This is a genomic window from Kitasatospora sp. NPDC050463, assembly GCF_040655255.1.
In the GTDB taxonomy this organism is placed as follows: domain Bacteria; phylum Actinomycetota; class Actinomycetes; order Streptomycetales; family Streptomycetaceae; genus Kitasatospora.
The window spans coordinates 1-13,946 of record NZ_JBFAJO010000009.1; the positions used below are offsets into that span (position 1 = coordinate 1).

Below are 13,946 nucleotides of genomic sequence, written 5' to 3' on the forward strand. Positions count from 1 at the left end.
TTTCCGCGGACGTGCCCGGTGCCGACCATCCGGTGGGCGTCCGCCGCGCGCTCCAGCGGGAAGGCCGGACAGGCGGGAGCGGCGCGGCGCTTTCCCCGCGCGATGCCCCGCTCCCCTTACTACTGCTCCCAGGTGCCGCCCGCCTCCGACGCCGGGCCGTCGCCACCGTTGCGCCCACCCCCGCCCGATCTCCGCTTATTTCCGCCCGATCTCCGACCCGACGGGAGCCCGCCCATGCCCCGCCGCCCCACCGGCTGGACCCTCGCCCTGGCCGTCGCCCTGCCCGTCGAGGCCGCCACCACACTCGCCCTGCCCGCGGCGCTCGCCGGAGCCGTCGACGCCGCGCTCGACCGGCGCGCCGGACACTCGGCGGTCCTCCTGCTCGCGCTCGTCCTCGGCGCCGCCGCCGGCTCCCACGCACTGGCCGCCGCGGCCGGTCCGGCCTGTGCGGCCGAGGCCACCGCCGCCCTGCGCGGGCGGCTGGTCCGCCATCTGCTCGCCCTCGGGCCCGGCGGCCGCCTGTGGCTGAGCGGGCCGCCGCCCGGCGACCTGACCGCCCGGCTGGCGGGCTCCGCGGCCGACGCCGGCGGCCGGCTGCCCGCCCTCCTCGGCACGGCCACCGCGCTGCTCACCTCGGTCGGCGCGATCGTCGGGCTCGGAGTCCTGTCCCCGTGGCTGGCGCTCGCCTTCTTCAGCGGTGTGCTGCCCGGGGTGGTGCTGATCCGGCTGTTCCTGCGGGAGGCCGGGCAGGTCTTCGTCCGCTACCAGGAGGTCCAGGCGGACCTCGCCGCCCGGCTGACCGGCGCGCTGGCCGGGCTGGGCGGCATCCGGGCGGCCGGTGCCGAACGGACCGAGGCGGCCCGGATCCTGGCGCCGCTGCCCGCACTGTCGGCGGCCGGGCACGCGCTCTGGTCCGCGCAGCGGCGGACGGCCTGGCAGGCGACGCTGCTGATCGCCGTGGTCGAGGTGGCGGTGCTGGCGACCGCGGGCACCCTGGTGGCCGCGGGCGCGCTGGCGCCCGGAGCACTCGCCGCGGCGGCCGGCTGGGCGGCGCTCGGGGCGGGGCTCTTCGAACAGGTCGAGGCACTGGTGGGGGTCGCGCACGCCCGCGCCGGACAGTCCCGGGTGGACGACCTGCTGGCGCTCGCCCCCGCCCCGGCCGGCGCGTCCACCCTTCCGGCGGGCGGCACGGGCGAACTCGCCTTCCGGGGCGTGGTGGTACGCGAGGGCGACCGCGTCCTGCTCGGGCCGCTCGACCTCACCGTGCCCGGCGGCAGCACCGTCGCCCTGGTCGGCCGCTCCGGCAGCGGCAAGTCGCTGCTGGCCGCCCTGCCCGGACGGCTGCGTGACCCGGACGAGGGCCGGGTGCTGGTCGACGGCGTGCCGGTGACCGAGCTGACCACCCCCGCACTGCGCCACGCCGTCGGCTACGCCTTCGAGCGGCCGGTGCTGGTCGGGCGGACGGTCCGCGCGGCGCTCGACGGCGCCGGCCCCCACGAGGCGGTGTCCGCCCGGGCGGACACCTTCCTCCGAGGGCTGCCCGCCGGGTGGGACACCCCGCTCGACGACCTGCGGCTCTCCGGTGGCGAACTCCAACGGCTCGGCCTGGCCCGGCTGCTGGCCGAACCGGTCCGCCTGATGGTGCTGGACGACGCCACCTCGGGCCTCGACCTCGCCACCGAGTACCACGTCACCGAGGCGCTGGACCGGGCCACCCGGGGGCGGACCCGCCTGGTGGTCGCCCACCGCGAGGCCGCCGCCGCCCGCGCCGACCTGGTCGCCTGGCTCGACCGCGGCCGGCTGCGGGCCCTCGCCCCGCACGCCGACCTGCTCGCCGATCCCGACTACCGCGCCACCCTGGCCGGCGCCGCGCTCGAAGCGGCCGGTGCCTGATGGGCCGCCACAGCGCCCGGCCCGGCACGCCGAAGGCCGACCGGTCCGTCCCCCACCCGCGACGCCCCGACCTGTCGCTCCCCGACCCACCGCATGCCGGGTCCTTCGAGACGGCCACGTCCCCACCCCGTACGCGACGTACGCAACGTCGGCCCCGTCGACTTCCCGGTCCGCAGTGGTCGCCCGGCTGGGTCCTGCTCGGGCATCGACTCGGCGCCACCCGGGGGGCGCTGTGGCGGCTCCTGGCCTGGTCCGGGGTGGAGGCACTGCCGGTGCTGCTGTCCGGGCTGCTGGTCTCGGCCGCCGTCGATCAGGGGTTCCTGGCCGGGCGGCCAGGGCTGGGGGTGGCCTGGCTGGCCGCCTTCGGGGCGGTCACCGCCGCGCGCGCGTACGCGGCGCGGGCCGGGTTCCCGTACCTCGCGGACGTGGTGGAGCCGCTGCGGGACGCCCTGGTGGAGCGCGTCGTCCGGGGCTCGCTGGCCCGCCCGCACGCGGACCCGGCCGAGGTCGCGCGGCTGACCGAACAGGTCGAGTCCGCACGGCAGTTGACCGCCACCTTGCTGCGCACCCTGCGCGGAGTCGGGGTCACCCTGGCCGCCGCGTTGGTCGGCCTCGCCCTCCTCGCGCCTCCCGTCCTGCCGCTGGTGCTGCTCCCCCTGCTCGCCGCCGGCCTGCTCTTCGCCCGGCTGCTGGGCCCGCTGGTCGACCGGCGCCGAGCCGTCGTCCTCGCCGAGGAACGGCTGACCGCCGAGGCCGGCCGGGCCCTCCACGGACTGCGCGACATCCAGGCCACCGGAGCGCAGCAGCGGACGGCCGAGGCGCTCGCCGCCACCGCCGAGGAGAGCGCCGCCGCCTCGCGCGCCCTCGGCCGCGCCGCCGCGCTCCGCTCCCTGGTCGTGGCGCTCGGTGGCCGGCTGCCCGTCCTGGCGGTGGTCGCGGCCGCGCCCCGGCTGCTCGGCGCCGGCGGCCTCAGTGCGGGCGAACTGCTCGGCGTCGCCACCTATCTGCTGCAACAACTCGACCCGGCGGTCCGGACCTTGGCCGGTACCGTCGGCGGCTGGCTGCTGAACCTGACCGTCGTGCTCGACCGGCTCGCCACCAGCTACCCGGACCCCGAACCGGCCCCGACCCCCGGTCTGGACCCCGACCCCGACCCCGGCCCCGGCCCGGAGCCCGCCGGCGCCGAACGGCCGGGGCGCGCCCCCACCCTCCGCCTCACCGCCCTCCGGTACGCCCACGGCCCGCACGCCGCCCCCGTCCTCGCCGGTCTCGACCTGACGACGGCCCCCGGCGAGCACCTGGCCGTGGTCGGCCCGAGCGGCACGGGCAAGTCCACCCTCGCCGCGCTGCTCGCCGGCCTGCTCTCGCCGCTCGACGGCGAGGTCACCGTCGACGGCGTCCACCCGCACCTGCTCCCCGGCCCCGAGCGCGCCCGCCTGGTGGCCCTGCTCCCCTAGGAGGCGTACGTCTTCCCGGGCCCGGTCCGCGCCAACCTGTGCTGGCCCGCCCCGCCCGACGCGCACGGCCCGCCCCAGGCGCACGGCCCGACCTGCGGGACCGACACCCGACTGCTCGACGCGGCGGCCCTGCTGGGCGCGGACGAACTGGTCACCCGGCTCGGCGGGCTCGACGGCGTGATCGCCGATCCGGGCACGCTCTCCGCCGGCGAACGCCAACTCCTGGCGCTGGTCAGGACGTACCTCTGCGCCGCGCCCGTCGTGGTGCTCGACGAGGCCACCTGCCGGCTGGACGCCGCGGCGGAGGAACGGGTCGAGCGGGCCTTCGCCGCCCGCCCCGGGGTACTGGTCGTGGTGGCACACCGGATCAGTTCGGCGCTGCGGGCCGACCGGGTCCTGTTGCTCGACGGCGGCCGGGGCGTGCTCGCGCGCCACGGCGACCTGCAGGTCCTGTCGCCCCGCTACCGCGAACTGGTCGGCCACTGGCTCGGCTCGGCGGGCCCGCGGGCAGCCGAACCGTTCGCCGGGCGCCCGTCGTGATCTCGGTAGGATCTCGCCCGTCCCCGCCGTTATGGTGGCCGGGGCACGGGCCGCGATCACGGGCTCCGGCGCAGCTCAGGCGCCTGATCACGGGCCGACCGCGCCCGCGGTGCCAGCCGGCGCCGAAGCACCCGCACCCTCGCACGGAAGACGATTTTCGATGTCCCACACCCTCACCGACACCACCGGAACCGCGACCGCCGGGACCAACGCCGACGGGACCACGGCCGAGGGCACCGCGTCGCACGGTCGCCACCGGGGCCCTTCCGCCGCCGACGACAGGCCCGAGGCCGACCCGCACGGCCGGCACCGCCTCGGCCTGGGCGCTGAGCAGGGCTGACGCCGCTCCGACGCCGCGTACGCGGTCCTTCACGGCAGGACCCGCCGGTGCACCCGGCGGGTCCTGCCGTGTGACGGCCGGCGCCCGCGACGGCCCGCCCGGCCGCCCCGTACCCCGCCCGGCGCTCAGTCCAGCGCTCAGTCCAGCGTCACGACCGTCCGCAGCGCCTCGCCGCCCCGCATCTGCGCGATGGCCTCGTTGACGTCCGCCAGCCCGACCCGGTGCGTGACCATGCCCGCGAGGTCGATCCGCCCGGCCCGCCACAGCTCCACCACCAGCGCGACGGTGCGCGGCACCGACGCGCCGCCGTACAGCGAGGGCAGCAGCCGCTTCTCGTTGAAGAAGAGCTCGCCCATGGTGAACTGCGCGAGGTCGTCCTGCGCCCCGGCGCCGATCACCACGACGGCGCCACCGCGCCGCGCCGCGTCGTACCCGGCCCGCACGGTGGCCGAGCGGCCGACCGCCTCGAAGACGTAGTCGAAGCCGCCACCCGGCAGGGCCTTCGCGGCGGCCCTCAGGTCCTCCGGCGCGAGGGCCTCGGTGGCGCCGAAGGCCAGCGCCCGCTCCCGGCGCGAGACCACCGGGTCCACCACGACGATCCGGGCGGCGCCGCAGACCCGGGCGCCCTGCACGGCCGCGACACCCACCCCGCCGGCGCCGATCACCGCGACCGAGGCCCCCGGCTCCACCCGGGCGGTGTGCACGGCGGCACCGATGCCGGTGGTCACCCCGCAGCCGATCAGCGCGGCCAGCTCGTACGGCAGGTCGGCGGGGACGGGGATGACGGCGTCGCGATCGACCACCACCTCCTCGGCGAACGCGCCGGTGCCGTAGAAGCCGGAGGCCTCCACCCGCTCCACGGGCCCGCCGGTCGACTCCCCGCCGCCGAACCGGAAGCCCGGCGCGCCGAGCCGGCGCAGACTGGCGACGCAGAGGTGGCCCCGCCCGCGCTCGCAGTGGGCGCAGTCGCCGCAGGGCGCCATCCAGCAGAGCACCACGCGGTCCCCGACGGCAACGCCGGTCACGCCCTCGCCGACCTCCACCACGTCGCCGGCGCCCTCGTGGCCGGGGACGAACGGCGCGGGCTGCGGCAGGACGCCGCTCATCGCCGACAGGTCGGAGTGGCAGAGGCTGGCCGCCCTCAGACGGACCCTCACCTTACCGGGGCCGAAGCCGGTCGCGACCACGTCGTCGCGGACGTCGAGCGTGTCCTGGCCGGTCTTGTGCAGGATGGCTGCGCGCATGGAGCTTGCTCCCGGTTCGCCTCGGGTCGGGGGTCGGGGCCGATTCTGACACGACGTGCCGGGGCGGAGTAGAACACGTTCCATTCGACCCTCCGCGTCCGGCCCGTGAAACGAGTGGTCGCCGGAGCCGCCGCCCACCGTCGGGCAGCGGGCCTCGCCGGCCGCCTCGGCCATCGCCACCGTGGCCCCCTGACCACCGCGGCCCTGGGCGCCTGGGGCCTCCGGTTGCTCGTCACCGGCAACACCCCGCTGCGCTGCCTCGGCGCGCTCACCGTCGTCCTGGTCGTCCTGCTCTCGGCGAGCAGGAGCGAGCCGCCCTGCTCGCCGGCCCACCTGCGGCTCGCCCTCCTCGACCGGGGCCCCGACCTGCCCGCCGCCGTCACGACGACCCCCGCCGGGGCCGGCGCCATCGCCGCCGAGCCGGCGCCGCACCGCACCCGCATCGCGCACACCCTCCTGGCCGGCCGAGGGATCCGCCCCGCCCCGGGCCCGGGGCGGGCGCCGCGCTCTACCGTCCAGTAGGGTCCGACGGCGAGCACGAGCACCGAGACCACCCGGCAAGGGAGCTGCACCATGTCCGACCTCCTGGAGAACCCGCGCCCCGCACCCGAGGTGCTGGCGGCCTTCGAGGGCGCGACCGGGTTCATGCCGGTGGACGAGGGGCTCGCGCTGTACGCGGCGGCGCTGACGGCCGCGCGGCGCACGGGACTGCCGGTGCTGGAGATCGGCACGTACTGCGGGCGGTCGGCGATCCTGCTGGCCGCGGCCGCCCGGGAGGCGGGCACGGTGGCGCTGACCGTCGACCACCACCGGGGGTCCGAGGAACAGCAGCCCGGCTGGGAGTACCACGACCCGACGCTGGTGGACCAGGAGGTGGGCCGGATGGACACGCTGCCCCGGTTCCGCCGCACGCTGCACGCGGCCGGGCTGGAGGACCACGTGGTCGCCCTGGTCGGCCGGTCGCCGCAGATCGCGGCGCTCTGGGGCGGGCGGCTCGGCCTGGTCTTCATCGACGGCGGCCACACCGACGAGCACGCCACCGGCGACTACGAGGGCTGGGCCCGGCACCTGGCCCCCGAGGGCCTGCTGGTGGTGCACGACGTCTTCCCCGATCCGGCGGACGGCGGCCAGGCGCCCTACCGGGTCTACCTGCGAGCGCTCGCCGAGGGCTTCGAGGAGGTCTCGGTGACCGGCTCGCTGCGGGTGCTGCGCCGCTCCCGCCGCTGAACGACCGGCCGTGGAACCCCGCCCGACCGGCCCGCCGGGCACCGTCCTCGAACGCCCCACTCGAACGTCGCGCTCGAACGTCACCGCGGCCCGGCGAGATCGCCGGACCCGCCCCACGGCCGATCACGGATGCTCTAACGTCGTGCCGGGGCTGTCGGGCAGGGGTTCGAACGGTACGGTGTCCGCGCGGCGCACAGGCGCCGGGGACAACGGCACAGCACCCGTAGAGCGACCGGGCAGACGGTGGGGGCCAGCACGATGAGCGACCAGCAGAACACCGCTCCGGCGGTCTGGGACCCGACCGCGCGCGGCGGCGCCGGCGGCTGGGTGCGCGGCCCGCAGCAGCCCGCCCCCGGACCGGCCCAACCTCCCGCGGCCCAGCCGGTTCCGCCCGTACACGGCCTGCCCGGCGAGGCGCCGCAGCCGCCCGGCCGGTCGCCCCTCGGGCAGCAACCGCCCGCGGCGGGCGGTGTCGGCGACCAGGGCCCGCCGCTGGCCGCCCGCCCGTACCTGGCCGCCGGCGGCCAGGGCTACGACGCCCCGACCGCGCCCGCCTTCCCGGCCGCCGCACCGCCGCCCGCCGGCCCGCGACCGGCGGCGCCGCCCGCGACGGGCTTCCCGGGCCACGCGACCCCCCAGGCCCCGGCCGGCGGCTACGGCTACCCGCCGGCGCCCCCGGCCCAGCCTCAGGCCCAGCCCGTCCAGCCCCCGTACGCGGCCGCCGCCCCGTACCCCCAGGAGTACCCCGCCTACCCGGCCCAGCCGTACCAGCAGCCGTACCAGCAGCCGGACTACGCGGCGGGCTACGAGGACCTGGACGCCGAGGACCGCCCGGCCAACCGGCGCGCGCCGTTGCTGATCGCCTTCGCGCTGCTGTTCGTGCTCGCCCTGGGCGGCGGCATCCTCTGGGCGGTCAAGGGCAAGGACGACCCGACCGACCGGGCCGCCGCCCCCACGTCCTCGGCGACCACCGCCGATCCCAGCAGCACCGGGAACCCGCCGCCCGCCCCGGCCCCCGACGGAGCGACCGGCACTCCGGGCCCCACCGACACCGCGTCCGCCTCCCCGAGCCCGACCGCCGGTGCGGCCGGACCCAACGCGCAGGCCCAGGCCAAGGCCCTGGACGAACTGCTGACCCAGGGCGAGAGCGCGAAGGCACCGATCGGCAGCGCGGTCGCCAAGGTGAGCAGCTGCCCCGCGAAGGCCGACATCGACAGCGCCGCGCAGGTCTTCGACAGCGGCGCCAAGCAGCGCGACCAGCTGATCGCCAAGCTCGCCACCCTGACCGTCACCGACCTGCCGGGTGGTCCGGACGCGGTGCAGTCGCTGAAGTCCGCCTGGCAGCTGTCCGCCGACATCGACCGGGCGTACGCGAGCTGGGCCCGCGCCGTCTCCGCCCAGGGCTGCTCGGGCTCGGCCCCGAACACCGCCGACAAGAAGCACGCGGACGACCTCAACCCGCAGGCCACCCAGGCGAAGAAGGACTTCGTGGTGAAGTGGAAGACGATCGCCGACCCGTACGGCCTGACCGCGCGCACCCAGGACAGGATCTGAACCACCCGTGACCCGCACCACCTCCGGTCCGCACGACGAACCGCCCCGCCGCTCCCGCCTGCTGCTCGCCACCACTGCGGCCGGCGCCCTGGTGCCGCTCTGCCTGGCCGGCTGGCTGAGCTGGCAGGCCGTCGCCGACCACGGCCGGGACGACACCGCCCCGGCCCGCGCCGCCGGCGCCGCCGCCCCGCCGTCGACATCCTCCTCGGCACCGCCCTCGGCACCGCCCTCGGCAGCGTTCTCGGCACCGTCCTCGACGCCGGTGGACGCCTCACCCTCGGCCGACGCCCCGGGCGCGACGCCCGGGACCGCGGCCGCGACACCGTCCGCCACCGCGACCGCGTCGTCCACCGCGACCTCCACCGTGCTGGCCGGGCGCACCGTCCTGCTCGACCCCGGTCACAATCCCGGCAACGCCGCCCACAGCGCCGAGATCAACCGTCAGGTCGACATCGGCAACGGCCGCAAGGAGTGCGACACCACCGGCACCTCGACCAACGCCGGCTACAGCGAGGCCGAGTACTCCCTGGACGTCTCCCGCCGGGCCCGCGCGATCCTCACCGCCCGGGGCGCGACGGTGGTCCTGGCCCAGGACGGCGACCGTCCCTGGGGCCCGTGCATCGACGAGCGCGCGCGGGCGGGCGCCGCCGCGCACGCCGACGCGGCGGTCTCCGTGCACGGGGACGGCGGCCCGCCCGGCGGCAGTGGCTTCCACGTGATCATGCCCGCCAAGGTGGTCGCCGGTAAGGCGGACAACGCCGCGATCGTCGAGCCCTCGCACCGGCTCGGCCTGCTGCTGCGCGACAGCTTCCGCGCGGCGACGGGCGAACCGTACGCCGACTACGTCGCCGCCCAGGGTCTGGACACCCGGTCCGACCTCGGCGGGCTGAACCTCTCGGCCGTGCCCAAGGTGTTCATCGAGTGCGGTAACATGCGCAATTCGACCGACGCCAAGCGAATGACGGACCCTCAGTGGCGCCAACAGGCCGCCCAGGGGATCGCCGACGCACTGACCGCGTTTCTGACCACGCGGTAGGCGGCCGGGGCCGAGCCGCCCGCCCCACCGGAAGGTGGACAGCAAGGGGCCGGGGCCGCGCAGTTTGCAACGACTTCGCCCCATTCCCGAGCCCGCTGTGCACCCGCGAGGCGGTTGGCCCTAGGCTTCTGGTCCGTTCGGAGTTTTCCGGGCCGGTCAGCCGACCGCGAAACACCGCCGTCCACGACACACCAACGAGGGGAACGTTAGTGAATCTGCGCGCTCTCACCAGGGGAGACGCCGCCGTCGCAGGTGCGGCCGTCCTGCTCTTCATCGCCTCCTTCCTGCCGTACTGGACCGTGGACTGCAGTGGCAGGTACTGCGGTGACACGTCGCAGAACGCCTGGGACAGCGTCCTGTTCCCCGTCCTGCCCTCGGTCTTCCTGCTCGGCATCCTCGCCGCCGTACTGATCCTGGTGCAGCGCTTCCAGGGCGCCGCCGCCGCCACCCGCCAGGTGCTCGGCCTGCGGCTGGACCAGTGGGGCATCGCCTTCGCCGTGACCGCGCTCTGGACCTCCATCTGGTCCCTGGGCGGTGGCCCGAAGGGCCTGGACCACGGCTTCGGCGCCTGGCTGGCCGTCATCTCGCTGCTGGTGCTCGCCGGTGCCGCCGCGGCCGGCCCGCTGGTCCCCGCGCTGAAGGCCCCGCTGGTCACCGACAAGCCCGCCGTGCCGCAGGGCTACCCCGGTGGCTACCCGGCCCCGCAGGCGGGCCAGCCCGGCCAGTACGGCTACCCGGCCCCGGGACAGGACCCGCAGCAGGCGCAGTCGCCCGCGTTCGGCGGCCAGCCCGGCGGCTACGGCTACCCGGCCCCGCAGGCCGGCCAGCCGCAGGACGCCGCCCAGCAGGCCGCTCAGCACGCCGCCGCGCAGCAGGCCGCCCACCAGGCGCCGGCTCCCGCCCAGGCGGCCCCGGCGCCCGACTTCGCGCCGTTCTGGTTCGCCGTTCCGGCGCCGCGTCAGCTGGCTCCCAAGGACAACCCGGCCGGCGCTCCGGTCGGCGACCTCGTCCCGGGCACCTGGTACCTGGCGGTCGAGCAGCGCGGCGCCGCGCTGGTCGCCCAGCTCCAGGACGGCACCCAGGGTCTGCTGGCCGACACCACCGGCATCCAGCGCGGCTGACACACCGCCGGCAACACCGAAGGGGCGGGACCGGATCACTCCGGTCCCGCCCCTTCGTCGTCGGTCCTGCCCCTTCGGCGGTCCTGCCTCTCCAGCGGTTCGCCCGCTCGACGGCTCGCCCCGCTCGACGGGCAGGCCTCAGCAGCAGTCCTGGACCACCAGCCCGGTGGGCAGTTGGTCGCCGCCGAAGACCGTCACCGTGGCCGGGTCGCCACCGAGTGCGGCGACGGCCAGCAGCAGCGCTCCCGCCGTCCAGGTGGTGCGCTCCTCGGGCCAGATGGCGTCGTCCTCGAAGACGTAACCGGTCCAGTAGGAGCCGTCGCTGTGCCGCAGGTGCTTCTGGATCCAGCGCAGGATCTCGACCGCGCGGTCGGACTCGCCGACCGCCCAGAGCGCCATGGCCAGTTCGGCGCTCTCGCCGCCGGTCACCCAGGGGCGGTCGCTGACGCAGCGCACCCCGAGGCCGGGGACGACGAAGCGGTCCCAGTCCCGTTCGATCCGCTCCAGGGCGGCCGGGCCGCGCAGCGCGGTGCCGAGCACGGGGTAGTACCAGTCCATCGAGTAGCGGTCCTTGTCCAGGAACCGCTCGGGGTGGTGCGCGATGGCGTGCCGCAGCCGGCCGGCCGCCAGCTCCCAGTCGGGCTGCGGCTCCTCCAGGTACTCGGCGACGGCCAGGCCGCAGCGGAGCGCGTGCAGGATGCTGGAGGAGCCGGTCAGCAGCGCCTCGTCGGGCGCCTCGCCGTGCTCGTCGACCCGCCAGGAGATCGGGCCGCCCGGCAGCCGCAGGCCGACGATGAAGTCGAGGGCGCGCCGCACGACCGGCCAGATCCACTCCAGGAAGGCGTCGTCCCCGGTGCTGAGGTGGTGGTGCCAGACGCCGACGGCCACGTAGGCGCAGAAGTTGGTCTCCTTGGCCTGGTCCGTGACCGCGCCGTCGGTGCCGCCCTGCCCGTACGCGTAGGCGGCGTACCAGGAGCCGTCGGGGTTCTGGCGGGCCGCCAGCCAGCGGTAGGCGGCCTCGGCGGCGGCGTGCTCGCCGGCCGTGTCCAGCGCCATCGCGGCCTCGGTGTGGTCCCACGGGTCCAGGTGGTGACCGGTGAACCACGGTATCGCGCCGTCGCTCTGCTGCTCGGCGAGGATGCTGCGGACGGTCCGGGCGGCCTGCTCGGCATCGAGCACGCCGTCCAGCAGCAGCACCTCGGGGACGGCGGCGGTCACTCTCCGGCCCGCCCGGGCTCGGTCTGCCCGGCCTCGGCGCGCGCGGTCTCCGTCTGCCGGGTCTCAGCGCCGTCCGCCGGGGCCTCGACGCGGTCCGGCGTGGGTTCGACGCGGTTCGGCTTGGAGGCGTAGGCGACGAAGCTCTTGCCAATCACCGGGTTGAGCGCCTTCTCCGCGGCCTTGGTGAGCTTGCTGATCACCGGGGTGCCGACGATGTCCCAGACCAGCAGCTGGTGATAGGCCTTGACCGGCAGCGCCTTGTCGTTGTCCACCCCGACCGCGCACTTGATCCACCAGTACGGCGAGTGCAGGGCGTGCGCGTGGTGGGTGCCGTACGGCTCCAGGCCGGCGTCCTTGAGCTTGTCGAGCAGCTCGTCGCCCCGGTAGATCCGGATGTGGCCGCCCTCGACCTCGTGGTACTCGTCGGAGAGGGCCCAACAGATCTTCTCGGGCAGCCAGCGCGGCACGGTGACGGCCAGCAGCCCGCCGGGCTTGAGCACCCGGAACATCTCGTTGAGCACGCCCTTGTCGTCGGGGATGTGCTCCATCACCTCGGAGATGATGATCTTGTCGAAGTACTCGTCCTCGAACGGCAGGGCCAGCGCGTTGCCCTCCATCGCGACCGCCGACGCGCCCTCGGGAGCCTCGCCGGCCTCCGCCATGGCGGCGAACCACTTCCTGACCTCGGCGATCTCCTCGGCACTCTGGTCGAGGGCGGTCACCCGGGCCCCGCGCCGGTAGCACTCGAACGCGTGCCGCCCCCCGCCGCAGCCCAGGTCGAGCACCCGATCGCCGGGGGCGAGCGGGAAGCGCGAGAAATCAACGGTCAGCACTGCGGGCTCCCATTCCTCTGGTACCAAACGTTTGTGACGCCGAGCCGGACCCGACCGGGCCGGCGGAGTCCGAGAAGCGTCGGATCCACCCGCGGGGCGGATCCGACGAGAACGGATCCGACGATCCGTCAGGCCACGTACCGCCAGCCCGGACCGGACCGGGCCCGCCGCCCGACTCCGGTGGCGATCGCCGCCCGGTAGCTGTCGGCGGTCAGGACGGCGGCCCGCTCCCAGGTGAACCGCGCGAGCACCCGCTCGCGCCCGGCCTCACCGAGCGTGCCGCGCAACTGCGGATCGTCCAGCAGCCGGCCGAGCGCCGCGGCCAAAGCACCCGCGTCACCCGGCGGCACCGCGAGACAGGTCTCGCCGTCCGGCCCCGCCACCTCGGGGATCGCCCCGCCGGTGGTGGCCACCAGCGGAGTGCCCGTGGCCATCGCCTCGGCGGCGGGCAGCGAGAAGCCCTCGTACAGCGACGGCACGCAGGCCACCTCGGCCGAGCGGTACAGGTCGACCAGCTCGTCGTCGGTCAGCCCGTGGCGGAACTCGATGAACTGCTCCAGGCCGAACCGGCGCACCGCCTCGGCGACCGGCCCGTGCTCCTTCTGCGGCTTGCCGACCACGACCAGGTGCGCGTCCCGCTCGGTGCGAACCTTCGCCAGCGCCTCGACCAGGTGGACGAGACCCTTGAGCGGGACGTCGGCGCTGGAGGTGGTGACGATCCGGCCGGGCACCCGGGCCACGCGGTCGGACGGCGACCAGAGCCGGGTGTCGGCGCCGATCGGCACCACCGAGATGGCGCCCGGCGCGGTGCCCAACTGCTCGGCGATCTCCCGCTTCGAGGTGCCGGAGACGGTGATGATGCGGTCCAGCCGGGCGGCCACCCGGCGCTGCATCCGGGTGAAGGCGTACCAGCGGCGCAGCGAGAGGCGGCGGCGCAGGGTGGGGGCGGCGTCGAGTTCCAGCTGCCGGTCCACGGTGATCGGGTGATGGATCGTGGTGACCAGCGGGAAGCCGTGCCGCGCGAGGCCGAGCAGGCCGTACCCCAGCGTCTGGTTGTCGTGCACCACGTCGTAGCGGCCCTTGTGCAGGGCGAGGTACTGGCGGGCGCGGAGCGAGAACGTCAGCGGCTCGGGGAAGCCGCCGGTGCGCATGGTGGCGACCTCCAGCACGTCCACCGGGCCCCGGTACTCGGCCAGCCCCGGGGTGCGGAACGGGTCGTCGGCGCGGTACAGGTCCAGGCTGGGCAGCTCGACCAGGCGGACCGAACCGGGGCCCTCGACCTCGTCCAGCACCGGGTACGGCTGGGACCCGATCACGTCCACGTGGTGGCCCAGGCGGGCCAGCTCGCGGGAGAGGTGCCGTACGTAGACGCCCTGGCCGCCGCAGAACGGGTCACCGCGGTACGACAGCAGGGCAATCCGCAGCGGCTGCGCGGTCATCGACGGCTCCCGTCCTTGCTGAAGTCTGTGCTGCCGGTCGCTAA

General features: G+C 76.1%; 13 protein-coding genes. 9 read left to right on the plus strand and 4 right to left on the minus strand.

Translation table 11 applies throughout. The features are described from left to right. Positions 1-234 precede the first annotated feature (234 nt). From AB0J08_RS07810 to AB0J08_RS07825, 4 genes are all read left to right on the plus strand, one after another. A complete protein-coding gene (locus tag AB0J08_RS07810) occupies positions 235-1,893 on the plus strand; it encodes an ABC transporter ATP-binding protein (protein ID WP_360628591.1) in 1,659 nt (552 codons plus the stop codon). Between the two features lie 257 nt (positions 1,894-2,150). After that, on the plus strand, positions 2,151-3,350 hold the full coding sequence (locus tag AB0J08_RS07815; protein WP_360628594.1) for an ATP-binding cassette domain-containing protein: 1,200 nt from the start codon (positions 2,151-2,153) through the stop codon (positions 3,348-3,350). A 177-nt stretch (positions 3,351-3,527) separates the two neighbouring features. Next, positions 3,528-3,890 carry a hypothetical protein gene (locus tag AB0J08_RS07820; RefSeq protein ID WP_360628597.1) on the plus strand — a complete coding sequence of 121 codons (363 nt, stop codon included), beginning with the start codon at positions 3,528-3,530 and terminating at the stop codon, positions 3,888-3,890. A gap of 160 nt (positions 3,891-4,050) precedes the next feature. Next, complete coding sequence (locus AB0J08_RS07825) at positions 4,051-4,230, plus strand: hypothetical protein (RefSeq protein ID WP_360628600.1); 180 nt, start codon at positions 4,051-4,053, stop codon at positions 4,228-4,230. A 137-nt stretch (positions 4,231-4,367) separates the two neighbouring features. On the opposite strand, the gene AB0J08_RS07830 is transcribed toward AB0J08_RS07825, so the two are convergent. Next, positions 4,368-5,474 (minus strand): alcohol dehydrogenase catalytic domain-containing protein, encoded by a 1,107-nt coding sequence (locus tag AB0J08_RS07830; protein ID WP_360628603.1) that lies wholly within the window; start codon positions 5,472-5,474, stop codon positions 4,368-4,370. A 105-nt stretch (positions 5,475-5,579) separates the two neighbouring features. Here AB0J08_RS07830 and AB0J08_RS07835 point away from each other — a divergent pair, with 105 nt between their 5' ends. The 5 genes from AB0J08_RS07835 to AB0J08_RS07855 all read left to right on the plus strand — a co-directional run bounded on the left by AB0J08_RS07835 (position 5,580) and on the right by AB0J08_RS07855 (position 10,412). Next, positions 5,580-5,996, plus strand: coding sequence for a hypothetical protein (locus tag AB0J08_RS07835; RefSeq protein ID WP_360628606.1), 417 nt, complete (start codon positions 5,580-5,582; stop codon positions 5,994-5,996). A 51-nt stretch (positions 5,997-6,047) separates the two neighbouring features. Then, entirely contained in the window at positions 6,048-6,701 is a 654-nt protein-coding gene (locus AB0J08_RS07840) for a class I SAM-dependent methyltransferase (protein ID WP_360628609.1), read from the plus strand. A 258-nt stretch (positions 6,702-6,959) separates the two neighbouring features. Further along, a complete protein-coding gene (locus tag AB0J08_RS07845; protein ID WP_360628612.1) occupies positions 6,960-8,255 on the plus strand; it encodes a hypothetical protein in 1,296 nt (431 codons plus the stop codon). Between the two features lie 7 nt (positions 8,256-8,262). Continuing rightward, positions 8,263-9,291: an N-acetylmuramoyl-L-alanine amidase gene (locus tag AB0J08_RS07850; RefSeq protein ID WP_360628615.1), complete on the plus strand. Its 1,029-nt coding sequence runs from the start codon at positions 8,263-8,265 to the stop codon at positions 9,289-9,291. A 209-nt stretch (positions 9,292-9,500) separates the two neighbouring features. Then, positions 9,501-10,412, plus strand: a complete 912-nt coding sequence (locus AB0J08_RS07855; RefSeq protein ID WP_360628618.1) for a hypothetical protein — start codon at positions 9,501-9,503, stop codon at positions 10,410-10,412. 138 nt (positions 10,413-10,550) lie between these two features. On the opposite strand, the gene AB0J08_RS07860 is transcribed toward AB0J08_RS07855, so the two are convergent. The 3 genes from AB0J08_RS07860 to AB0J08_RS07870 all read right to left on the minus strand — a co-directional run bounded on the left by AB0J08_RS07860 (position 10,551) and on the right by AB0J08_RS07870 (position 13,902). Continuing rightward, entirely contained in the window at positions 10,551-11,630 is a 1,080-nt protein-coding gene (locus AB0J08_RS07860) for a prenyltransferase (protein WP_360628621.1), read from the minus strand. Then, positions 11,627-12,463, minus strand: coding sequence for a methyltransferase domain-containing protein (locus AB0J08_RS07865; RefSeq protein WP_360628624.1), 837 nt, complete (start codon positions 12,461-12,463; stop codon positions 11,627-11,629). Before AB0J08_RS07865 ends, AB0J08_RS07860 begins: the two co-directional genes overlap by 4 nt. A 128-nt stretch (positions 12,464-12,591) precedes the next feature. Further along, positions 12,592-13,902, minus strand: coding sequence for a glycosyltransferase family 4 protein (locus tag AB0J08_RS07870; protein WP_360628627.1), 1,311 nt, complete (start codon positions 13,900-13,902; stop codon positions 12,592-12,594). Positions 13,903-13,946: the final 44 nt, after the last annotated feature.